This window comes from Kitasatospora sp. NPDC036934 (assembly GCF_055608425.1).
This window is the reverse complement of the sequence record NZ_JBVJQR010000019.1, coordinates 67,497-86,113: the sequence shown is the minus strand read 5'-3', so window position 1 is coordinate 86,113 and position 18,617 is coordinate 67,497. Positions and strand designations below refer to the sequence as shown.

General features: G+C 73.7%; 26 protein-coding genes and 1 pseudogene. 12 read left to right on the top strand and 15 right to left on the bottom strand.

Annotation, left to right across the window (positions count from 1 at the left end; all coding sequences use genetic code 11):
• Positions 1–14: 14 nt before the first annotated feature.
• Complete coding sequence (locus ACZ7BZ_RS27100) at positions 15–650, bottom strand: flavin reductase family protein (RefSeq protein WP_380454092.1); 636 nt, start codon at positions 648–650, stop codon at positions 15–17.
• Positions 651–784: 134 nt separating this feature from the next.
• A complete protein-coding gene (locus tag ACZ7BZ_RS27095; protein WP_470360595.1) occupies positions 785–1,429 on the bottom strand; it encodes a carbonic anhydrase in 645 nt (214 codons plus the stop codon).
• A gap of 131 nt (positions 1,430–1,560) precedes the next feature.
• Here ACZ7BZ_RS27095 and ACZ7BZ_RS27090 point away from each other — a divergent pair, with 131 nt between their 5' ends.
• Together ACZ7BZ_RS27090 and ACZ7BZ_RS27085 are read left to right on the top strand one after the other, a co-directional pair.
• A complete protein-coding gene (locus ACZ7BZ_RS27090; RefSeq protein ID WP_470360594.1) occupies positions 1,561–1,968 on the top strand; it encodes a helix-turn-helix transcriptional regulator in 408 nt (135 codons plus the stop codon).
• 35 nt (positions 1,969–2,003) lie between these two features.
• Positions 2,004–2,420, top strand: a complete 417-nt coding sequence (locus tag ACZ7BZ_RS27085; protein ID WP_470360593.1) for a VOC family protein — start codon at positions 2,004–2,006, stop codon at positions 2,418–2,420.
• Between the two features lie 3 nt (positions 2,421–2,423).
• Here ACZ7BZ_RS27085 and ACZ7BZ_RS27080 read toward each other — a convergent pair whose 3' ends face one another.
• From ACZ7BZ_RS27080 to ACZ7BZ_RS27060, 5 genes are all read right to left on the bottom strand, one after another.
• Complete coding sequence (locus ACZ7BZ_RS27080) at positions 2,424–2,621, bottom strand: hypothetical protein (RefSeq protein ID WP_470360592.1); 198 nt, start codon at positions 2,619–2,621, stop codon at positions 2,424–2,426.
• Positions 2,618–3,388 (bottom strand): MerR family transcriptional regulator, encoded by a 771-nt coding sequence (locus ACZ7BZ_RS27075; RefSeq protein WP_470360591.1) that lies wholly within the window; start codon positions 3,386–3,388, stop codon positions 2,618–2,620. The genes ACZ7BZ_RS27080 and ACZ7BZ_RS27075 overlap by 4 nt, the downstream gene beginning before the upstream one ends.
• Positions 3,389–3,446: 58 nt before the next feature.
• The gene (locus ACZ7BZ_RS27070) at positions 3,447–4,661 is read right to left on the bottom strand and encodes an FAD-dependent monooxygenase (protein WP_470360590.1); all 1,215 of its coding nucleotides are present in this window, start codon (positions 4,659–4,661) and stop codon (positions 3,447–3,449) included.
• A gap of 203 nt (positions 4,662–4,864) precedes the next feature.
• Entirely contained in the window at positions 4,865–5,707 is an 843-nt protein-coding gene (locus tag ACZ7BZ_RS27065; protein WP_470360589.1) for a BPL-N domain-containing protein, read from the bottom strand.
• Between the two features lie 294 nt (positions 5,708–6,001).
• Complete coding sequence (locus tag ACZ7BZ_RS27060; protein WP_470360588.1) at positions 6,002–6,784, bottom strand: NAD(P)-dependent oxidoreductase; 783 nt, start codon at positions 6,782–6,784, stop codon at positions 6,002–6,004.
• A gap of 65 nt (positions 6,785–6,849) precedes the next feature.
• Here ACZ7BZ_RS27060 and ACZ7BZ_RS27055 point away from each other — a divergent pair, with 65 nt between their 5' ends.
• From ACZ7BZ_RS27055 to ACZ7BZ_RS27045, 3 genes are all read left to right on the top strand, one after another.
• Complete coding sequence (locus ACZ7BZ_RS27055) at positions 6,850–7,779, top strand: LysR family transcriptional regulator (RefSeq protein WP_470360587.1); 930 nt, start codon at positions 6,850–6,852, stop codon at positions 7,777–7,779.
• Between the two features lie 41 nt (positions 7,780–7,820).
• The gene (locus ACZ7BZ_RS27050; protein WP_470360586.1) at positions 7,821–8,384 is read left to right on the top strand and encodes a DinB family protein; all 564 of its coding nucleotides are present in this window, start codon (positions 7,821–7,823) and stop codon (positions 8,382–8,384) included.
• Between the two features lie 262 nt (positions 8,385–8,646).
• On the top strand, positions 8,647–8,724 hold the full coding sequence (locus tag ACZ7BZ_RS27045; RefSeq protein ID WP_464336931.1) for a hypothetical protein: 78 nt from the start codon (positions 8,647–8,649) through the stop codon (positions 8,722–8,724).
• A gap of 70 nt (positions 8,725–8,794) precedes the next feature.
• Here ACZ7BZ_RS27045 and ACZ7BZ_RS27040 read toward each other — a convergent pair whose 3' ends face one another.
• Both ACZ7BZ_RS27040 and ACZ7BZ_RS27035 read right to left on the bottom strand, forming a co-directional pair.
• Positions 8,795–10,135, bottom strand: a complete 1,341-nt coding sequence (locus ACZ7BZ_RS27040; protein WP_470360585.1) for an RNA polymerase sigma factor — start codon at positions 10,133–10,135, stop codon at positions 8,795–8,797.
• A complete protein-coding gene (locus ACZ7BZ_RS27035; protein WP_380460135.1) occupies positions 10,108–10,527 on the bottom strand; it encodes a YciI family protein in 420 nt (139 codons plus the stop codon). The genes ACZ7BZ_RS27040 and ACZ7BZ_RS27035 overlap by 28 nt, the downstream gene beginning before the upstream one ends.
• 302 nt (positions 10,528–10,829) lie before the next feature.
• On the opposite strand from ACZ7BZ_RS27035, the gene ACZ7BZ_RS27030 reads away from it, so the two are divergent.
• Entirely contained in the window at positions 10,830–11,048 is a 219-nt protein-coding gene (locus tag ACZ7BZ_RS27030) for a hypothetical protein (protein WP_470360584.1), read from the top strand.
• Between the two features lie 47 nt (positions 11,049–11,095).
• Here the strand turns inward: ACZ7BZ_RS27030 and ACZ7BZ_RS27025 are convergent, their stop codons facing one another.
• Together ACZ7BZ_RS27025 and ACZ7BZ_RS27020 are read right to left on the bottom strand one after the other, a co-directional pair.
• The gene (locus ACZ7BZ_RS27025; protein ID WP_470360583.1) at positions 11,096–11,296 is read right to left on the bottom strand and encodes a DUF397 domain-containing protein; all 201 of its coding nucleotides are present in this window, start codon (positions 11,294–11,296) and stop codon (positions 11,096–11,098) included.
• On the bottom strand, positions 11,293–12,120 hold the full coding sequence (locus tag ACZ7BZ_RS27020; protein ID WP_470360582.1) for a helix-turn-helix domain-containing protein: 828 nt from the start codon (positions 12,118–12,120) through the stop codon (positions 11,293–11,295). The genes ACZ7BZ_RS27025 and ACZ7BZ_RS27020 overlap by 4 nt, the downstream gene beginning before the upstream one ends.
• A 111-nt stretch (positions 12,121–12,231) precedes the next feature.
• Here ACZ7BZ_RS27020 and ACZ7BZ_RS27015 point away from each other — a divergent pair, with 111 nt between their 5' ends.
• The 3 genes from ACZ7BZ_RS27015 (at position 12,232) to ACZ7BZ_RS27005 (ending at position 13,639) form a co-directional block, all read left to right on the top strand.
• The gene (locus ACZ7BZ_RS27015; RefSeq protein WP_470360581.1) at positions 12,232–12,609 is read left to right on the top strand and encodes a recombinase family protein; all 378 of its coding nucleotides are present in this window, start codon (positions 12,232–12,234) and stop codon (positions 12,607–12,609) included.
• Entirely contained in the window at positions 12,606–12,797 is a 192-nt protein-coding gene (locus ACZ7BZ_RS27010; RefSeq protein WP_470360580.1) for a hypothetical protein, read from the top strand. The genes ACZ7BZ_RS27015 and ACZ7BZ_RS27010 overlap by 4 nt, the downstream gene beginning before the upstream one ends.
• A 335-nt stretch (positions 12,798–13,132) precedes the next feature.
• Complete coding sequence (locus ACZ7BZ_RS27005) at positions 13,133–13,639, top strand: NUDIX domain-containing protein (protein WP_470360579.1); 507 nt, start codon at positions 13,133–13,135, stop codon at positions 13,637–13,639.
• Positions 13,640–13,909: 270 nt separating this feature from the next.
• Here ACZ7BZ_RS27005 and ACZ7BZ_RS27000 read toward each other — a convergent pair.
• Positions 13,910–14,093, bottom strand: a pseudogene (locus ACZ7BZ_RS27000) (peptidoglycan-binding protein); the annotation flags it as partial.
• Positions 14,094–14,522: 429 nt separating this feature from the next.
• Between ACZ7BZ_RS27000 and ACZ7BZ_RS26995 the strand changes: the two are divergent.
• Both ACZ7BZ_RS26995 and ACZ7BZ_RS26990 read left to right on the top strand, forming a co-directional pair.
• Positions 14,523–14,837 (top strand): hypothetical protein, encoded by a 315-nt coding sequence (locus ACZ7BZ_RS26995; protein ID WP_470360578.1) that lies wholly within the window; start codon positions 14,523–14,525, stop codon positions 14,835–14,837.
• A gap of 245 nt (positions 14,838–15,082) precedes the next feature.
• The gene (locus ACZ7BZ_RS26990) at positions 15,083–15,265 is read left to right on the top strand and encodes a DUF4253 domain-containing protein (RefSeq protein WP_470360577.1); all 183 of its coding nucleotides are present in this window, start codon (positions 15,083–15,085) and stop codon (positions 15,263–15,265) included.
• A gap of 81 nt (positions 15,266–15,346) precedes the next feature.
• On the opposite strand, the gene ACZ7BZ_RS26985 is transcribed toward ACZ7BZ_RS26990, so the two are convergent.
• Positions 15,347–15,946 carry a TetR/AcrR family transcriptional regulator gene (locus ACZ7BZ_RS26985; RefSeq protein ID WP_470360576.1) on the bottom strand — a complete coding sequence of 200 codons (600 nt, stop codon included), beginning with the start codon at positions 15,944–15,946 and terminating at the stop codon, positions 15,347–15,349.
• 128 nt (positions 15,947–16,074) lie between these two features.
• Here ACZ7BZ_RS26985 and ACZ7BZ_RS26980 point away from each other — a divergent pair, with 128 nt between their 5' ends.
• Complete coding sequence (locus ACZ7BZ_RS26980; protein WP_470360575.1) at positions 16,075–16,656, top strand: RBBP9/YdeN family alpha/beta hydrolase; 582 nt, start codon at positions 16,075–16,077, stop codon at positions 16,654–16,656.
• Here the strand turns inward: ACZ7BZ_RS26980 and ACZ7BZ_RS26975 are convergent.
• Both ACZ7BZ_RS26975 and ACZ7BZ_RS26970 read right to left on the bottom strand, forming a co-directional pair.
• A complete protein-coding gene (locus tag ACZ7BZ_RS26975; protein ID WP_470360574.1) occupies positions 16,634–17,998 on the bottom strand; it encodes an MAB_1171c family putative transporter in 1,365 nt (454 codons plus the stop codon). The genes ACZ7BZ_RS26980 and ACZ7BZ_RS26975 overlap by 23 nt on opposite strands.
• Positions 17,995–18,603 carry a ParH-like protein gene (locus ACZ7BZ_RS26970; protein WP_470360573.1) on the bottom strand — a complete coding sequence of 203 codons (609 nt, stop codon included), beginning with the start codon at positions 18,601–18,603 and terminating at the stop codon, positions 17,995–17,997. The genes ACZ7BZ_RS26975 and ACZ7BZ_RS26970 overlap by 4 nt, the downstream gene beginning before the upstream one ends.
• Positions 18,604–18,617: the final 14 nt, after the last annotated feature.

Genomic DNA, 18,617 nt, shown 5'->3' with positions numbered 1-18,617 from the left:
CTCCGGCGTTGTGCTCAGACCGCGGCCGGCAGCCGGCCGGGCATCCGCCAGCCCTCGGCCAGCCGTGAGGGGGTCAGCCGCCGGCCCTCGCCGAAGAACTCGCAGAACTTCATGATCAGCGGGTCCCAGCCGACCGGGTCCACGTAGTGGTCGGTGCCCGGCACGAGCAGCCGCTCGTCCACGTGGGCGCGCACCACGGTGACCTCGAAGGCGGTGCACCCCTCGTTGCCCGCCAGCGGCCGGGCCTCCTCCAACCGGCACTCCAGCTGCACCGGGCACTCGGCCGCCCGCGGCGCCCGCACCAGCTCCCCGGGCAGCTCCGTCATCCCGGCGGCGGCGAACTTGTCCCGCTCGTGCCGGTAGCCCTGCGCCCGCCGGGACTGCGTGATCCGCGGATTGGCGGTCAGCAGCGCCAGCGCGTCCACCGCGTCGACCTGCGCCGCACTGGGCAGGTTGAGCACGCACTCGCCCTCGCGCCGCAGGTTGATCGCGGTCTGCGAGGTGTTGCCCAGGCCCAGCACACACGTCTGGCCCAGCCACCAGGCCGAGGACATCGGCGTCAGATTGGCGCCGCCGTCCTCGTTGCGCGAGCCGATCAGCACCACCGGGGTGCCGAAGTACAGGACCTTGAGATCAGTGACCTTGTGCACGGGAAGAGCCGTCCTCGAATTCCAGGTGAGTCGGTGGCCCGGACCGGACGATCCGTGACCGGCCACCGACTCTGCCCCCGCCCGCACACCCGCGCTGGCGGGGATCGGACACGGCGTTCCCGTACCGGCCGGGGTCAGCCCAGACCGCGGACGGCGACCGTACGGGCCTGGCCGTCGGTCAGCCGGTACGACAGGCCCACCACCGCGACCCGCCCCTCGGCCACCCGGCCGGCCAGCAGCTGGGAACGCTCCAGCAGCAGGTCCACGGTCTGGCGGATGTGCTCGTCCACGATCGCGTCCGGGTCCTCGATGCCCGCCGCCTTCGCCGACAGCACGCTCGGCGTCACCCGCTCCACCACGTCCCGCACGAACCCGCCCGGCAGCCTGCCCTGCTCCAGCGAGTCCAGGGCCGCCGCCACCGCACCGCAGGAGTCGTGCCCCAGCACCACCACCAGCGGACAGTCCAGCACCGCCACCCCGTACTCGACACTGCCCAGCGCCTCCGCACCGGTCACGTGCCCGGCGGTGCGCACCACGAACAGGTCACCCAGGCCCCGGTCGAAGATGATCTCGGCGGCCAGCCGGGAATCCGAACAGCCGAACAGCACCGCGAACGGCTTCTGAACCGGCGCCAGCGCCGCGCGGCGCCCGGCGTCCTGGTTGGGGTGCTCGGGAGTGCCCGCGACGAAACGGGCATTGCCCTCCAGCAGCACCCGCAGGGCCTCGTCGGGGTCGGAGACCGGGTCGGAGACCGGGCCGGATATCGGAGAGGAGATCATGCCGCCCACCCTAGATCGCCCCTGTTCGGGGCCGCAGCCGGGGGCCGCGGACCGGGCCGGGGGCCGTGGGCGGGCGCCGGTGCCCTGCCCGGCGGGAGAGGTCCGTCAGTGCGACTCGGTACCGTGGCCGTATGCCCGCCCGAGTGCCCCTCGCCGACCTCGTCCTGCTGCGCCGGGCCCGCGACCGGATGGACCGCGAGTACGACCAGCCGCTGGACGTCCCCGCGCTGGCCGCCACCGCGCTGATGTCCCCCGGCCACTTCTCCCGCAGCTTCCGCACCGCCTACGGCGAGACCCCGTACAGCTACCTCATGACCCGCCGCATCGAACGGGCCAAGGCCCTGCTGCGCCGCGGGGACCTCAGCGTCACCGACGTGTGCATGGCCGTGGGCTGCACCTCGCTGGGCTCCTTCAGCACCCGCTTCACCGAACTCGTCGGCGAGAGCCCCAGCGCCTACCGCTCCCGCGACCACGCCGACGGCGAGCCGATCCCCGCCTGCGTCGCCAAGATCCGCACCCGCCCGGTCCGCCGCACATGAGGCTCCGGCCCGACCGGAGCGCTAGTTTGACGGGCATGAGCATCGAACTCGCCCAGTGTTTCATCGCCGTCGACGACCACGACAAGGCGCTCGCCTTCTACCGCGACGTGCTCGGCTTCGAGGTCCGCAACGACGTCGGCTTCGAGGGGATGCGGTGGGTCACCGTCGGCTCGCCCGACCAGCCCGGGGTCGAGATCGTCCTGGAACCCCCGCTGGCCGACCCGCACGCCTCGGAGGACGACCGCCGGGCCGCCGCCGAACTCCTGGCCAAGGGCCTGCTGCGTGGCGTCATCTTCCGCACCGACGACTGCGACGCCACCTTCGAACGCATCCGCGCCGCCGGCGCCGAAGTCCTCCAGGAACCGATGGACCAGCCCTACGGCGTGCGCGACTGCGCCTTCCGCGACCCGGCGGGCAACATGCTGCGCTTCAACCAGCCGCGCACCAGGTAGCCGTCAACTCCCGCTCCGGGTACGGCCCAGGCGGTGGAAGACCCGCCAGGCCCGCACCCCCTGGGCCAGCAGCACGGCCGACGGCACCGACCAGGGCAGCACACCGGCCAGGGCCGGCGGGAACAGTGCCAGGACGGCCACCGCCAGGACCGGCAGGTCGCTCAACAGGGCTATGCGCAGCCGGGCGTGACGGGGCATCATGACGCGCCCCGCCGGGCCCGGTCGAGGAAGGCGCGCAGGTCGGCCCAGGCGTCGGCGGGGGCGGCCGGGTCGCCGGAGAGGGCGGCCGGGTCCTCGCGCCAGGCGGTGCGCACGGCGGCCGACAGGGCGGTGTCGCCGCCGCTGAAGAGCCGGGAGAGTTCGTCCAGGCGCTGGACGATGCGGCGCACCCGGGGGTCGGCGGGGTCGGCGCCCTCGCCGCGCAGGGCTTCGGCGCGGCGGTAGAGCTGGGGCCATTCGACCTCCAGCAGGTAGTGGGCGGCCGGGCCCAGCGCGGCGGCGTGGTCGGCGAGGGCGTGCAGCTGGTCGTCGTCGAGGTGGCGGCGCAGGGCCTCGTCGGCGGCGGGTCCGGTGGCGCCGACGGCCTGGACCAGGCGCAGCAGCTCGGCGGCGCCGGGCTCGCGTTCGGCGTCGAGTTCGCCGTGCAGGTGGGTCAGGCGCTCGTGCAGGGCGCGCAGGGCGGTGAGGGAGGCCTCGGTGGCGGCGAGGTGCTCGCGCACCAGGCGCCGGGGGTCGACGCCGGCGTCCAGGCAGGTGGCGATGGTCTCCAGGCCCAGGCCCAGGCGGCGCAGGGCGAGGATCTGGTAGAGCCGCACGACGTCCGGCTCGGTGTACGCGCGGTGGCCGCAGGCGGTGCGCCGGGAGGGGCTGAGCAGCCCGATCCGGTCCCAGTGGTGGAGGGTGCGTACGGTCAGTCCGCTCGCCTCGGCGAGCGGGCCGACCTTCCAGGTCTGTTCGTCGGTGGGCATGGCACGAGCATTCCTCCTCGCGCCGCGTCAGGTGCAAGCCGGGGGTGCCGGACCGGCTTCAGGCGTGGGCGGGCAGCGGGTAGTCGGGCAGGACGATGTCGCCGGCCTTGGCGAACTGGGCGGCCAGGACGGGGCGCAGCGGCCAGCGGCCCATCCACCGCATCGAGGCGGCGCGCAGGCGGATCATCAGGGCGCTGTCGGGGGCGTAGCCCTGGACGCCGCCGGGCGGCAGCTCCTGGGCGCGGGTCACGTAGGGGCGCATCAGCTCCTCGTAGCGGGCGTAGGCGGTGCGGAAGTCGCCCGCGGCGGCGGCGAGTTCACCGGCCAGCAGGTAGGCGCCGACCAGGGCGAGGCTGGTGCCCAGGCCGGTGAGCGGGCTGGGGCTGTAGCCGGCGTCGCCGAGCAGGGCGATGCGGCCGCGGCTGTAGCGCTCCAGGTGGATCTGGCCGTAGGAGTCGAAGGCGAAGTCGTCGGCGGTGGCCAGGCCGGCGAGCAGCCGCTCGACCTGCCAGCCGGCGCCGGCGAAGCGCGCGGCCAGCAGGCGGCGCAGGGCGGCGTCGTCGCGGCGGTCGAGGTCGAGCGGGGCGGAGCGGAAGCCGAGCGAGGCCTTGACCTCGCCGGGCAGCCGGCCGGGCCGGGCGGCGGCGACCAGTCCGCCGGGGGCGTTGTACATCAGGAACCAGCTGTCCAGGTCGCGGGCCAGCGCCGGGTCGTGGACGGTGAACCAGGAGTGGTAGCCGCCGAGCGGGCGGTAGTGGTCCTGCTCGGGGCCGAAGGCCAGCCGGCGCACCGCGGAGTGCAGGCCGTCGGCCCCGATGACCAGGCCGAAGCGGCGGGCGGGGGAGTTCTCGAAGCGGACGGTGACGCCGGTGGCGTCCTGGTCGAGGGCGGTGACGCTGTCGTCGTAGCGGTACTCGACGCCGTCGGTGGCCTCCCGGAGCAGGTCGGCGAGGTCGCCGCGCAGGATCTCCAGCTCGGAGACGATGCCCTCGCCCTCGAACAGCTCGACGGGCATCCGGGCGGCGTGCCGGCCGCGGGTGTCGACCAGGGCGATGCCGCGCTGCTCCACGCACAGCGCGCGGGCCCGCTCCATCAGGCCCATCCGCTCGATGACGGTGCGTCCGGCGCCGCGCAGGTCGACGGCCTGTCCGCCGGGGCGCGGGGCGGGGGCGCGCTCGACGACGGTGGGGCGGAAGCCGTGGCGGCGCAGCCAGTAGGCGAGGGCGGGGCCGGCGACGCCGGCGCCGGAGATGAGGATGTCGGTGTTCTCCATGCCCATAACCGTACGCAGTACGCATGGGCTCAACAAGCCTTGTCCTGCGGTTATTTGGAATTGATGCACTAGTGCACTAGGGCGGTTCGAGGGTGCCTCCGGGCCGTGCGGGGCGGTCGTGGGGGGCTTTGCCCAGGCGGGCGGCGCCCGGAGTGCACTAGTGCGGGCCCGGGGCGGGACCGGGGTGTCAGGGCGTCGGGCCCTCAGGGCCTCGGGGCGGTGCCCATCAGGGTGTGCAGCAGGTCCCCGCCCAGGCCCAGGCCGGTCTTCGACTCGTCCGGCAGGTCGTAGTCGCGGTACCAGTCCGACGGCGCCTCCGGGTGCGGGCCGCTGACCGCCACCCGCCCCGCGCCGTAGGGGACGACCACGACCGCCGCCCGGTCGTTGGTGTAGCGGGCCAGCACGTCCGCGTCCGGGCCGTTCACGTCGAAGTACGGGCCGTCCTGGAAGTACATCCGCTGCGGCCGCCCGCGCCAGGAGACGTCGACCAGGTGGTCCTGCTCGTCGGTGACGGTGGCGCCCGGGGAGCTGATGTACTGGCCCGAGTCGCCCGGCAACAGGCCGTAGCCCGGGTCGCGGCCCGCCAGGTAGCCGCCCATGCACAGCCCCAGGTAGTGCCCGCCACCGCGCACGTACGCGCGCACCAGCTCGGGGGAGAAGCCCTGGTCGCGCCGCATCAGACGCCACGCGGTGGACACCTCCTGCCCGTTGGTGCCGCCCGGCTGCACGTACAGCGCGACGCCGGACAGCGCGTCCGGCCCGAACCGGGTCTCCTCCTCGGGCCCGATGTAGCGCACCGCGAAGCCGTCCTGCTCCAGCAGGTCGTGCGCCGCCTCCGGACAGCCCTCGCAGGCCGCCGGGCCCCGGTAGACCAGGGCCAGCGGACGGCCCTGCGGGTCCGGCGCCGCCGTGCCCGCGCCGCCCGCCCGGCCGGCGGCCCCGGCCCTGGCGTCCGCGCTCGTGCCGGGGGCGGACGCCCCGCACGCCGAGGCCGTCAGCACCACCGCCGCCAGCGCCAGCGCCGCAGCGCCCCGTCCAGCCCTCATGACCCGCACTCCCGCCGCCCTCCAGGGCTTCGCGCCGACCCCCGTACGCCGCCCCGACGCTATGTCCCACAGGCCCCGGCCCGCACACCAGTCCCCCTGAACGGGTGAACGTGCGGACGTCCGGTTGACAGGCTCCGGGGTGTCGGGGCCCGCGCTTCGGGCTCCGGGGTGCCGGGGACCAGCGGGGAGTTCCCCACCGCACGGGGCCGCACCCGGGCCCGGCCGTCGGCGCCGCCCACCCGAGCGCCCGCCGCACCGGGGGCCGGGCCCCGGACGTTCCTCCCGGGCCGCGCCCTACGGCCGGTGCGGGCCCACCACCGCCGACAGGTCCCGCTCCGCGATCGACGGGTCCGCCAGCAGCACCTGGCGGGCCGCCGCCAGCACCGGGCCGCCGCCCGCCAGGGCGAGGTCCTTGGCCGCCAGCCGCACCGGGAAGTCCGACTCCGTGCTGCGCGCCCGGGCCACCACCCCCGCGAGCGGCCCGGTCGCCAGCACGTCCATGGCCTCCTGCCGCGGCACGCCCAACTCCTCGGCCACCGCGACCACTTCGCTCAGCACGGTGACCGAGGCCACGATCGCGCCGATCACCACGACCTTCAGCGCCGCCCCCGCCCCCGGGCCACCGCAGCGCCGCACCCGGCCGAGGCGGGCCAGGACGGGCTCGGCACGGTCCAGGTCGGCGTCCTCGCCGCCCGCGTAGACGACCAGGTCGCCGCTGGCCGCCGGGCCCACGCTGCCGAGCACCGGGGCGTCCACCATCGCGCAGCCGTCGGGCAGTCGGGCGCGCAGCCCGGCGGCGGCCCGCGGGCCGATCGAGGACATGTCGATCCACAGGGTGCCCGGGGCCAGGTGGGCGGTGAAGCGTCCGGCGACCTCGGCCGCGGCCTGCGGGTCGGACAGCATGGTGACGACGACGCCGGCCCCCGCCACGGCCTCGGCCGGGCTCGCGGCCTCGGTGAGGCCGTCGGCGCGGCCGGGGGTGCGGTTCCAGACGGTCAGCGGGTGGCCGGCGGCGGCGAGGCGGCGGGCCATCGGCAGCCCCATCCGGCCCAGGCCCAGAAAGGCGATCTTTTCCATGGCCGTCACGCTAGGCAGCAGCGAGCCAGGCGACAAGCGAATGTCTCGCATGGTACCCATGCGGAATGGACATGGCTTGGCTGGACGTCTTCCGCACCGTCGCGCACCTCGGCTCCTTCACCGCCGCGGGGGAGCGGCTGGGCTTCACCCAGTCCGCGATCTCCCGCCAGATCGCTACCCTGGAAGGAGAGTTGGGCGTCACCCTGTTCGACCGGCTGGCCCGCGGGGTGCGGCTGACCGACCACGGACACGCCCTGCTCCCGCACGCCGAAGCCCTGCTGGAACGCCTCGACACGACCCGGCGCGACCTCGTCGCCCTCACCGAACTGGACGCCGGACGCCTGCGGGTGGGCGCCTTCGACAGCGCCAACGCCGAACTCGTCCCCAGCGCCCTGGCCGCCTTCCGCGCCGCCCACCCGCAGGTCGAGACCACCCTCACCGAAGGCCTCGCCGCCCAGCTGCTCGACCGGCTCGCCGACGGAACCATCGACCTCGCCGTGGTCGCCTCCTACACCGAGAACCCCCAGGACGCCTACGACAGCGAGCAGTTCGACCTGCGGCCGCTGCTCGCCGACCCCGTCCTGGTCGCCCTGCCCCGCGGCCACCGGCTCGCCGGCCGGCGCCGCCTGCGGCTGGCCGAACTCGCCGACGAACCCTGGATCGCCGCCCGCCGCGACCCCGGATCCACCCTCCTCGCCGCCTGCCTGCGCAGCGGCTTCCAGCCCCGGATCGAGTACGCAGTCGGCGCCTGGACCGCCAAACTCGGCCTGGTCGCCGCCGGGTTGGGCCCCACCCTGATCCCCTCCCTGGCCGCCCGCGCCGCCCGCCCCGACATCGCCCTGGTCCCCCTCCACCCCCAGGACACCCCGGTCCGGCACGTGTGCACGGCCACCCGCCGCGGACAGCGGGTGCCGCCCGCGGTCGAGGGCTTCACCGGCTTCCTGCGGGCGGGGGCGGCCCGGGTGTCCGCGCCGGGTGGCCGCTCCGGGCGGTAACCCGGTGGCGGGGGAAGGCCGTTGCGGGCGAGGATGCCCGGATGGCAACCGAGCGACCCGAGCGATGGACCCAGGCGAGCGTCTACCCCGACATGTGGGCCGACCCGGACGAGGACCCGCGCAACAGCGAAGGGCCCGCCCCGGACGGCGAAGCGGCCACCCTGGCGGGCTACCTGACCGACTACCGCCTCACCCTGCGGATGAAGTGCGAGGGCCTGGACGCCGAGCAGCTGGCCCGCCGCTCGGTGCCGCCGTCGACGATGTCGCTGCTCGGCCTGGTGCGGCACCTGGCCCGGGTGGAGCGGGACTGGCGCAACTGGATCACCGAGGGCGAGCCGCTGCCCAAGCTCTACGGCCCACGGGACGCGGACTTCGACGGAGCCACCGCCGACCCGGCCCTGGTGGCGGCCGCCTGGCGTGAACTGGAGCGCGAACAGGCCGCACTGGACACCGAGTTGGCCGCCCACCCGGACCTCGGGGAGCGGCTCGGCGCGCAGCGCCTCTCGGTCCGCGAGCTGCAGGTGCACCGCATCGAGGAGTACGCCCGCCACTGCGGCCACGCCGACCTGCTGCGCGAGTGCGTGGACGGCCGCGTGGGCCAGTGACAGCAGCCGACGCGGCCCTGCACCGACTGTGCGCGCTGCCGCTGCCCCCGGGCACGGAGGACGAGGCGGCCTCGGCGGCCTCGGCGGCCTCGGCGGGCGAGGCGGGCGCAGTGGGTGAGGCGGGCGGCGCGGGCGAGCTGCCGGTGGGGGCCCGGCCCGGGCACGGCGGCGCTCGGCGTTCGACGGGCCGGGGTGGTCCGGTTGTGGAACGGTGGAAGACCGGGGGAGCGCCCCCGGGGGCCGGTTGCGAGAGGAGTCCGCCATGTCGTCGAAGCGCCGCCGCAAGAAGAAGGCCCGGGCCAGGCGCGGGGCCAACCACGGCCGCCGCCCCCAGTGCTGAGCGGTTGAGCGGCTGAGCCGCCCGACCGGTACGGCCCCGCGTCCGATGGCCGGGACGCGGGGCCGTACGGTCACGCTCCGGAGCCGAGCGCGGCCGCCTTGCGCAGCAGCACCGCCCGCTCCCGGACGTTGCGGCACAGCCGGGCGGCGAGCTCCAGCTCGGCCCGGGCCTCGGCGGTGCGGCCGAGCCGGACCAGCAGTTCGCCGCGCACCCCCGGCAGCAGGTGCGAGCCGGCGAGGCGGCCGGAGACGGCCAGGTCGTCGACCAGGGACAGCGCCGGCAGCGGCCCGTCGGCCATCGCGACGGCCACCGCCCGGTTGAGCTCCACCACCGGGGACGGCGCCACCCGGCCCAGCGCCTCGTACAGCAGCACGATCCGCTCCCAGTCGGTGTCCGCCACCGAGGGCGCCGCCGCGTGGCAGGCGGCGATCGCGGCCTGCAGGCCGTACGGGCCCAGGCCCCGCCCCAGGGCCGCGGCCCGGCCCAGCGCGGCCAGGCCGCGGCGGATCGCGGAGTGGTCCCAGCGGCGGCGGTCCTGGTCCTCCAGCAGCACCGCCTCCCCGTCCGGGCCGGTGCGGGCCGGGAAGCGCGAGGCGGTCAGCTCGAACAGGGCGAGCTGCCCGTGCACCTCCGGCTCGGCGGGCAGCAGGGCGGCCAGCATCCGGGCCAGCCGGACGGCCTCGTAGGCGAGGTCGGGGCGCAGCAGGTCCTCGCCGGCCGTCGCCGTCGAGCCCTCCGTGAAGATCACGTACAGCACGCTCAGGACGGCGCCCAGGCGCGCCCGCCGCTCCTGCGGGGGCGGCAGCTCGAACGGCACGTGCGCGGCGGCGATGGTCTTCTTGGCACGGGTGATCCGGGCCTGCACGGTGGGCACCGGCACCAGGAACGCCCGGGCGATCTCCTCGCTGGACAGGCCGCCCACCACCCGCAGGGTGAGCGCCACCCGGGCCTCGGGGGAGAGCACCGGGTGGCAGGCGGTGAACATCAGGGCCAGGACGTCGTCGTCGACCCGGTCGGGGTCGAACGGCAGCTCCGGCGGCGGCGCCGGGGTGCCGGCCGCGCCCGTGCTGAACTCGCCCTCGGCGAGCGGGCCCGCGAGCGCGGCGTACCGCTCGTCCAGCGCCGAGGCGCGGCGGAAGGCGTCGATGGCCCGGCGTCGGGCGGTGGCCAGCAGCCAGCCCACCGGGCTGGCCGGGGCGCCGTCGCGCGCCCAGCCGACCAGGGCCTCCGCCAGCGCCTCCTGGGCGACGTCCTCGGCGAGCGCGAAGTCCCCGGTGTAGCGGGCCAGCGCGCCGACGATCCGCGCGGACTCGATCCGCCAGACCGCCTCGACGGCCCGCCGGGCGGCTTCGGCGCCCGGCGGGCCGTCGGTGGCAGCGGGCATCAGAGCTGGCCGGTCCGCTCGCGCCACGCCCGCTCCTTGACGATCCACTCGTTGTCCTGCGGGAACTCCTCGATGCTCGGCACCCGGCGCACCTCGCACTTGGAACCGGGCATCGCCGGCAGCCGCTTGGCCCACTCGACGGCCTCCTCCTTGGAGGCGACGTCGATCAGGTAGAAGCCGCCGAACAGCTCCTTGGTCTCCCCGTACGGGCCGTCGGTGACCACCGGCGTCTCCCCGGCGAAGTCGACCACCACGCCCTGCGACGGGTCGTCCAGCCCCTCGGCGGCCACCAGGACGCCGGCCCGGATCAGCTCCTCGTTGAAGCGGCCCACGGTCTCCAGCATCTCCTCGAACGGGGTCTCCATCATCTTCGCCATGGTCTCGTCCGTGCCCCGCATGATCAGCATGTACTTGGCCATCTCAACCTCCTCCACGGGGGGCCGCCTGCCGACCCTCTCCAACCCAAGGTCGAACGGCGCGACGCCGGATCGACACGTGGACGAGAACGGACGATATTCCTTTCCACCGACAGCCCCTCGCCGCCCCGCCGCCCCGTGGCCTGCTTCGGCCGCCGAAGCAGCGACGGCATCACCCGGCACCCCGCGCGGGCAGTCGGCCCGGCCCGACTGCCCGCGCGTCCACGGCCCCGTCCTGTCGACAGTCCGCGCACCGACCGGGTGCCGAGGTCCAGGCGGGGAGGACGCTGCTCAAGCACTACGGGATGACGTACGTTCCCGAGGACCCGCGCGAGCGCCGGCGCGAGTTCAAGACGCCCTGCTCCATCTCCGAGGGCGTCCCCGGTCAGCTGTGGCAGTTGAAGGACCGGCCGGAGATGCCGGAGAACTGGCGCAACGGTGTGTGGAGGGAGGAGCTTACGGTTGCGGTGTCGCCCGGTGCTGCGGGTGAGTGGAGTCCCGGTTCTGCGAAGGCCACCAGGTAGAACGACGGAGGCCCCCACCCGGCCGGGCGGGGGCCTCCTCGACGCCATCAGACCTCGTCGAACTCACCGGTCTTCACACTGGCGACGAACGCCGCGAACGCCGCGGCTGAGAAGACCAGGGCAGGGCCTTCGGGGTCCTTGGAGTCGCGCACAGGGACGGTGCCGGGAAGGCTGTCTGAGACCTCAATGCATTCGCCGCCGTTGCTGCTGTATGACGACGTGAACCACGTAGGTTCGGCGGTGCTCACGGCAGATCCTTCCTTCGGTCCTTGATCGCAGCCACGGTGTCTGCCTGTGAAAGCGCCATGGCCTGTAGCTGATAGTAGGACCCGAGTGTCGGCAGCACGGCATCGCTGTCCCGCTCCAGAGTGCCCTGATGCGACGACTCCGCGTATGACATGAGCGACCGGTCTTTGAAGGTCAGGATGTACACCGGGAGATCAAACGCCCGGTCGGCGCCGAGGGTCAGCGGGGCAATTTGGAGCATGGTGTGGGGCAGGCTGCCGAACTCGATCAAGGCGTCTAGCTGGTCAGCCATGACCTCGGCACTCCCCACCGGTCGCTGGATGCAGCTCTCGTCCAGGACGACGTGGATCGCTGGCGGTGACTCCCGTCGCAGCTTCGCCTGTCGGCGCGCGAGGACAGCCACCCGCTTGTCCGCGACTTCGGGCGTGATGCTACCCCGCCGTACCTCACCTGCCGCGATCTCCCGTGCGTAGTCGAGTGTCTGGAGCACCCCAGGGATGATCCCGAGAGTAAAGAGCCGTAGCTCCGTGGCCTTTGATTCCTCGGCCACATAGGCCGCGAAGCCTTCAAGAAGGACAGCGGAGTCCGCCGCGCGCGCCTTGTCCGTAAATGCCCGCCCCGTGCCGAACGCCCTGTCAAGTTTGCGTGCCACCTGTGGAGTTGCGCGCCGGTGACCATTTTCCAGGTGGGAGATGTGGGTTCCGCTGCAACCGATCATCCGTGCGACGTCGTGCTGCTTCCAGCCGCGCTCCTCCCGTGAACTGCGGAGGAACGCGCCGAACTCAGCAGCAGGCGAGGCCTCGGGATCTAGTTCGGACTTGTTCATGGGGCCATTTTTCCTACTTAGCAAGCAAATTTGGCTAGTTGAACACCAGGCGAGCCTAGAGGACAGTTGGCGCCCCCGGGTAGTCGGAGCACTACGGATCGGAGCTATGTCGTGACGCGCGAACACACCTTCACGTCCCCGCCGGCCGTCACCAACGCTGTACTGGAGAGCCCGTTGCGACTTCAGGTCGTGATCTACCTCGCCAAGACGGGTACCGGCTTCCCTGAGGCCGAGATGCGCCGATGCGAGGAGTACGCGGGGAGCCACGGGTGGAATATCCGCCTGACCGTCCTGGACGACGAGTTGGGGAAGTCGCCGGACCGGCGCCGTAGCCTTCGGTCCGCACTGAACCACATCAGGTCCGGCACGGCCGGTGCCATCCTGGTCCCGAGCAAGGCCACGATCTCCCCCATCGAGGGGGAGTTCAACGACTTCTCCCACGACGTCGAGAAGGTCGGCGGTTTCATTCAAACGGTGCCCCGCAGATGAGCCGGTTCACCATCCTCCCCCTGGCCGATCCGGACGGTACGTGCCGGCCCTGTTGGATCGTGAAGAACAACCGGACCGGCCAACCGGTCAAGGCGCTCCCGCCCCACGACGCGCCGCTGCGCTTCTACTCCCTCGACGCGGCACGGGCCTGGACCTGTGCCAACAGCGCTATCCAGAAAGGTCGTTGATGGCCAACGGTGTTGACCCGCAGGGCCTGGACCCGGTTCGGTACGAGGTCCGCAAGATCACCTCCCGCAGCCCCCACTTTCGGTTGCTGGAGTGTTGGGGCGTCTGGGACCGCCAACTGAACGACTACGTTCGCAGGCCCAACGGTACCCAAGATGTTCGGCGCTTCTACACGGTCCATTCCGCCGAGACGTTCACGCGCAACCTTGCAGGCCTGAGCGTCAACGCGTAAGCGGCCTCACCCTCCCAGATCTCCCATCCCGGGCTAAGTGACGAGGCCTCCCCTGCCACGTCTCGGGGCGGGCCCGCTGCTCAACTAGTCGAAGGAAAACCTGAGTTGACCGAGATCGAGACGAAGTCCGACAGTATCAGAACCAACCCGCCCGGCCGCCGCTTCGGCTGCGTGGCACTGATCGTCAACCAGGACGGCCACGTCCTCATGGTCCGGCCGGCGTACAAGCCCGAGAAGCTGATCCTCCCTGGCGGCAGTGCGGAGCAGAACGAGGCACCCAACGAGGCTGCGGCACGGTGGGTGCTCACCGAAACCGGTCTCGTCCTCGACCTGTGGCAGCTCGTTGCTGTGGACTACGTGTCGGCGGGGGAGATTCCGGAAGGGGTGAACTTCGTCTTCTGGGGCGGCCGGCTCCACGATCGAAAGGCATCCAAGGTGGCGGCCCCGCCGGTCGAGCGGAGCGGGATCCTCGAAACGGTTTGGGTGCCGTCCGCGGACCTCACCACCGTCACCGACACGGAGCAGACGGCCAGGGTGATCGACGCCTTGCGAGTCGTTTCCCACAGCGCTGGCATCCCGTTGTTGCTGCGCGGCCTTCCCGCCGGTACGTAGGAACGATGAGCGACAGTTCTGGGAGCTTCGAGCCCTACGACAGGGTGTTCGGCGCTGCGCGTGAAAAGCTCGGGGCCGATCTCAGGAAGAAGCGCTGGGCCAGCTCGCCGGCACCGAGCAGGGCGGCAGCAGCGGCCACCAGGACCCTCCCACGGGATGGCCGGGTATCAGGACGCCAGTAGCGGCGCCAGAGCCGCGACGGCTGCCACGACGCGGACAGCGTGAGTACTGATGAAAGAATTCATCGATCTCCCTTGGTAGTTGATTCATTCAGAGGTCGTTGTGGGATTGGCGCACAAGGCGAGACCAGCCCTGGGGTCCCGGGTGGCCGTCCGCAGAGCTACCGCGCCAGCCCTGGTTGCGCTGGAAGGCCGTGACGGCTCGGCGGGTCCGCCTCGGTCCACCGGGGACCGGGACCGACCCGGTAGTGCTGGCCGTAGCCACGACGGACCATCCCTGTGCGAGCTGGAAGGCTGTCATCGCCGTACAGCTCCACTGGCGGCATGTCCAGGCCGGTCGCCCCGGCCTGGATCAGGACGGCCGGCCACTCCTGGGAGGCCTGGGAGGCCAGGGAGGCCAGGGAGGCCAAGGGAATCTCCTCGCCCTGACCACCCGAGCCCGTGATGGTGACGTGGGTATGCCCCAACAGTCGCCCGCCGCACCGGAACTGGAATGCGCGGTGGAAACGTGCGCCGGACTGGTCGGCTTTTCGCGGCCCTGTTCGCCGCCGGGACGGGCTGGTGCCGGATCAGGGCGGGGGAGGCATTACGGTGGGAACACCGGGCGGTTGTCCACCCGTTCGACCGGCCGGACCTTTCGTCAGGCGTCCGGTCATGAATCCGACCCGCCCGTCCAATCGCCTACGATCAGAAAGAGACCAATCATGTTCTATCCGCTGTCGAACCGCGCCAAGCCGGCCAATCTGGAGGCGCTCAAGGCGGCCCTCCAAGCCGCGCTGGAAACCGCTGACCAGGAAGAACTCCCTGGCCTGCGCCGTGCGATCCGCATCGTGGAGGACTTCGTCCCGAGTACCGGCCCGGCCGGGGTGGAATGGGCGCGAAACGTCCTGGCGCTCGCCGGCATCGACCCCCGCACGGCCGAGGTCAAGGCCGTCCGGGAGGTCCGCCGGGCGCGCCCCGACCTCAGTCTCAAGGACGCGGTCGCGCTGGTTCGGGCACTTGTCGCGCAGTCCGGCTGAGGAAAACGGACGACGGGTCGGGCGGTCGGCCGGGAGATCCCCCCGCGGTGTTTGCGGAACGCCCGGAAAGGCGGAACGAAATGACCTGTCCGCACTGACCTGTGAGTGCGCAAAGCGGCACGAGTCGGCGGCATGTGCCCACCCGGACCATTCTGCGGAGACGTCACCGAACGGCTTTCAGGCTGCGCGGAAACCGATATCCGCGGACGGCCGGGGAGGAGCCGTCGGCGGGTGGGCCCGTCGAGGTGGGCGACGCCGCACCGGAGTCGAGCGTCGCGGCGCCGCCAGCCGGCCCGCAGGAGGCCCTGCTGGTGGCGGCCGAGCACGCGGCGTTCTGCCCGGACAACCCGTTCCAGCACGCGCAGGGCCCGGCCGGCTGCGCCGAGGAGCCGGCCGGCGCGGTCAACTGGCGCTTCCGGTGGGACTGACGGGAGGGTGTCCTGACCCGCGGGGTCGCTCGCGGCCGATCGCTGGCTCGCCCCCGTCGTGGGTGGCGGCGGGCCGCCCGCTCAGCCGTGCCGCAGGCCGTCCAGCAACTGCCCGACGTGGTCGGCCGCCTGGGCGGGTTCCAGCGGCTGGTGGCCGACCAGCAGGCGGTACCAGAAGAGGCCGAAGAGCCGGTCGGTGGCGGCCTCCAGGTCGGCGGTGGGCGGCAGTTCGCCGCGCTGGACGCCGCGTGCGAGCAGGGTGAGCACGACGGCGCGGCGGCTCTGGACCCACTGGCGGAAGGGTTCGGCGAAGGCCGGGTCGAGCTGGGCCTCGGCCATCAGGCCGCGCAGGGTGCGCATCCGCAGCGGGTGGCCGACGACTCCGTACAGGGCGGTGGTGAAGGCGGTCAGGTCGCCGGCCAGGGTACCGGTGTCGGGTTCGGGCATCCGCTGTTCGACGGCGGTGCGGTAGGCGTCCAGGACGAGCGGCGCCTTGGACTTCCACCAGCGGTAGATGGTGCTCTTGGCGACGTCGGCGCGAGCGGCGACCCGTTCGACGGTGACGGCCTGGTAGCCGAGTTCCTCGACGAGTTCGACGGTGGCGGCCAGGACCGCGTCGTGGGCGTCCTGGCTGCGGATACGGCCGCCGGTGCGACGGCCAGGGGGTTGTCCGGTTGGCACCCCGTCACCGTAGCAGCGTGCTACCGTTCAATCGAAACGCGACGGATCGTTTCGATTGAGCGGTCCGTCGACGCGGCGGATTCGGCGGATCCGGCGAATCCAGCGGATTCAAGGGGAGTGGATCGCACATGAGCGAGATCGTGGTGTCACACGGCCTGGGCGCGAGCGACGACAGCGTCTGGTTCCCGTACCTGGCCGAGCGGTTGGCCGCCGCCGGGCACCGGGTCACCGTGCCGCGCCTGCCCGGCGCCGAGGCCCCGCAGCCGGGGCCCTGGCGCGAGGCGTACGGCGAGGCGGTCAAGGCGGCGGGCCCGGCCGGCTCCACCGTGCTGGTCGGGCACAGCATCGGCGCGGTCAACGTGCTGCGCTTCCTGGAACGCCACGACCCGGAGGCCGACGGGGTGTTCGCCGGAGTGCTGCTGGTGGCCGCCTCGGCGCACGAGGTCGGCTACGACCTGCTCGCCGGGTTCTTCGAGGGCGGCTTCGACTGGGAGCGGATCCGCCGCACCGCGCGCGGCTTCCGCGTCCTGCAGGCGATGGACGACCCGGTCAACCAGCCCGATCCGGCCGAGCACGTGGGGCTGTTCGTCCGGGGCCTGGGCGCCACCGCCGTGCTGACCGCCACCGGCGGCCACTTCGGCGCCACCCCGGACGACCACGTCGAGGTGCCGGAGGCCGTCCGGCTGGTCACCGAACTGCTCCACGCCTGATCCGGGCCGCTCCGGCCGGCTGTGCCGAGCGGGCCCGCTCGGCGCGGGCCCGCTCGGCGCGGGCGCGGGTGCGGACCTCGGCGACGGCCGGGCAGGTGGCGTAGACGCGGGCCAGGCGGGCGAGGTGGTCGGCCTCGCCGTCCAGGGTGTCCAGGGTGTCCGCGACGCTCACCGCCGGCGTCGCTGCCGGTGCCGGTGCCGGTGCCGCTTCCGGGGCCGGTTCGGCGGTCGCGGCGGCGGGCCCGGGTACGGCGCCGGCCGCGGCCAGTTCCAGGGCGGCGGCCAGTGCCGCCGCCTCGGCGGTGGTGGCGGCGTGGGCGGTGGGCGGCGGGAAGCGGCGGGTGGCGTGGTCGAGCCACTGGGCGGCGCGCGGGTCGAGGTGCCGGCGCAGGATCAGCCGGGCGTCGTGGATCTCGATGATGCGCCGGTAGAGCGCGAACCGCGGGTCGCGCGGGGGCAGTCGCAGGCGGCGGGCCGGGTCGAGGGCGATCTCCGGCAGCACGGTGTGCAGGTCGCGCCAGATCGGGGTCAGTGCCCGGTAGCGGCGGTGGGCGCGCTGCCAGCCCCGGAGCGCCTCGGTCGCGGCCGGCCACAGGGTGCTGCCCAGGCCCGCCGCGATCAGCGCCGCGCACAGTCCGCCCAGGACGGCGCACAGCGTGTCCTCGGAGCCGTCCTGGCGGCCGGTGACGGCCGCGCGCAGGACATCGTCCACGCTCCAGGCGTTCCACAGCAGCCCGGCCGCCAGCCCGCCGGTCAGCAGTCGCAGCCCGGTGCCCAGCCGCCCGGGGCCGGCCGCGCGGGAGCGCCGCACCAGCTCGCGCAGCAGCGCGGTCAGGCACACGGTGGTGTGGAGCATGCCCACGGCGGTGTACCCGGCCAGCGCCAGGCGCGCGGACAGTTCGGGCCCCACCGTCAGGTCCTCGCCCACCAGGCCCGGCGCTGCGGCGGTGATCAGCGCCAGCCGCAGGCCCAGCACCCCGGCCAGCAGGGCCAGTCCGCCCCGGACCTCGCGCCGTACCGGCCCGGCCCGCCCGCCGGCTCCCGGGTGGGTGGCTCCCGCGTCGGCGGCCCGCAGCGCCGGCGCGAGCAGCCGCATCGCCGCCGCGGCGCCGTCGCGCAGCCCGTCGCCGAGCACGATCACCAGCACCGCCAGGACCGGGAGACCGGTGGCCCGCACCGCCCCCACCGTCGGCGGGGCGAGCACCAGCAGGGCGGAACCCAGCAGGGCCGTGCCGTAGCAGGTGTAGCGGGCGGTGGCGCGGGATTCGATCCGGCTGCGGGCGAAGTGGGCGGCGCTGAGCACGAAGAACAGTCCGACGGGGTAGAGGGCGAGGTCGCTCACGTCCGGCCCGCCTGCGGCCCGCCGTCGGGGCCCGGGCCGTCCGCCACGGAGTCCTTCGCGAATGACTCCGTGGAGTCCGCCGTGGAGTCCTTCGCGAAGTCCTGCCGCGCCGCGGCCCGGCCCGCGTCGCCGTGCCGACCGGCGGCCAGCAGGACGCCCAGTGCGTCCAGCGACCCGTGGGCCGGTGCCGGCCCCGGCTGGTCGGCGGCGTCCGCCCGTTCCGCCCGGCTGAGGATCAGCGAGGCCAGCAGCTCCGCCTCCCGCTCCTGCGGCTCGTCGTAGCTGGTGCGCCCCAGCACCCGCTGCACCAGCGCGGGGGAGAGGTTGGGCAGCAGCGCGGCGGCCGGGGCCAGTGGCGCGGAGCCGGCGTGGTCGAGCAGCAGGTGCGCGATCTCGTGCACCAGGATGTGCCGCTGGTGCAGCACCCCGGTGTCCGCCGCGTACAGGATGTAGTCCGCCTCCAGGGTCGAGACCAGCAGCCCGCAGGGGGCGTTCGGACGGGCCGTCACCGGCAGCAGTTCGATCGGGCGTCCGCGCCGTACGGCCAGCCGCTCCAGCAGCACCACCGGGTCGAACGGGCTCGGCAGCTCCAGCTGTTCGGCCATCCGGCGACAGCGCC

Bases quoted from the DNA above. Each gene is read 5' to 3' on its own strand.
- ACZ7BZ_RS27050 (WP_470360586.1), top strand. From the start codon at position 7,821: ATGGCAACCGAGCGACCCGAGCGATGGACCCAGGCGAGCGTCTACCCC.
- ACZ7BZ_RS27085 (WP_470360593.1), top strand. From the start codon at position 2,004: ATGAGCATCGAACTCGCCCAGTGTTTCATCGCCGTCGACGACCACGAC.
- ACZ7BZ_RS27090 (WP_470360594.1), top strand. From the start codon at position 1,561: ATGCCCGCCCGAGTGCCCCTCGCCGACCTCGTCCTGCTGCGCCGGGCC.
- ACZ7BZ_RS27080 (WP_470360592.1), bottom strand. From the start codon at position 2,621: ATGATGCCCCGTCACGCCCGGCTGCGCATAGCCCTGTTGAGCGACCTG.
- ACZ7BZ_RS27030 (WP_470360584.1), top strand. From the start codon at position 10,830: ATGACGTACGTTCCCGAGGACCCGCGCGAGCGCCGGCGCGAGTTCAAG.
- ACZ7BZ_RS27065 (WP_470360589.1), bottom strand. From the start codon at position 5,707: ATGAGGGCTGGACGGGGCGCTGCGGCGCTGGCGCTGGCGGCGGTGGTG.
- ACZ7BZ_RS27075 (WP_470360591.1), bottom strand. From the start codon at position 3,388: ATGCCCACCGACGAACAGACCTGGAAGGTCGGCCCGCTCGCCGAGGCG.
- ACZ7BZ_RS26970 (WP_470360573.1), bottom strand. From the start codon at position 18,603: ATGGCCGAACAGCTGGAGCTGCCGAGCCCGTTCGACCCGGTGGTGCTG.
- ACZ7BZ_RS27060 (WP_470360588.1), bottom strand. From the start codon at position 6,784: ATGGAAAAGATCGCCTTTCTGGGCCTGGGCCGGATGGGGCTGCCGATG.
- ACZ7BZ_RS26980 (WP_470360575.1), top strand. From the start codon at position 16,075: ATGAGCGAGATCGTGGTGTCACACGGCCTGGGCGCGAGCGACGACAGC.
- ACZ7BZ_RS27070 (WP_470360590.1), bottom strand. From the start codon at position 4,661: ATGGAGAACACCGACATCCTCATCTCCGGCGCCGGCGTCGCCGGCCCC.
- ACZ7BZ_RS27035 (WP_380460135.1), bottom strand. From the start codon at position 10,527: ATGGCCAAGTACATGCTGATCATGCGGGGCACGGACGAGACCATGGCG.
- ACZ7BZ_RS27045 (WP_464336931.1), top strand. From the start codon at position 8,647: ATGTCGTCGAAGCGCCGCCGCAAGAAGAAGGCCCGGGCCAGGCGCGGG.
- ACZ7BZ_RS27055 (WP_470360587.1), top strand. From the start codon at position 6,850: ATGGACATGGCTTGGCTGGACGTCTTCCGCACCGTCGCGCACCTCGGC.
- ACZ7BZ_RS27020 (WP_470360582.1), bottom strand. From the start codon at position 12,120: ATGAACAAGTCCGAACTAGATCCCGAGGCCTCGCCTGCTGCTGAGTTC.
- ACZ7BZ_RS27010 (WP_470360580.1), top strand. From the start codon at position 12,606: ATGAGCCGGTTCACCATCCTCCCCCTGGCCGATCCGGACGGTACGTGC.
- ACZ7BZ_RS27095 (WP_470360595.1), bottom strand. From the start codon at position 1,429: ATGATCTCCTCTCCGATATCCGGCCCGGTCTCCGACCCGGTCTCCGAC.
- ACZ7BZ_RS26995 (WP_470360578.1), top strand. From the start codon at position 14,523: ATGTTCTATCCGCTGTCGAACCGCGCCAAGCCGGCCAATCTGGAGGCG.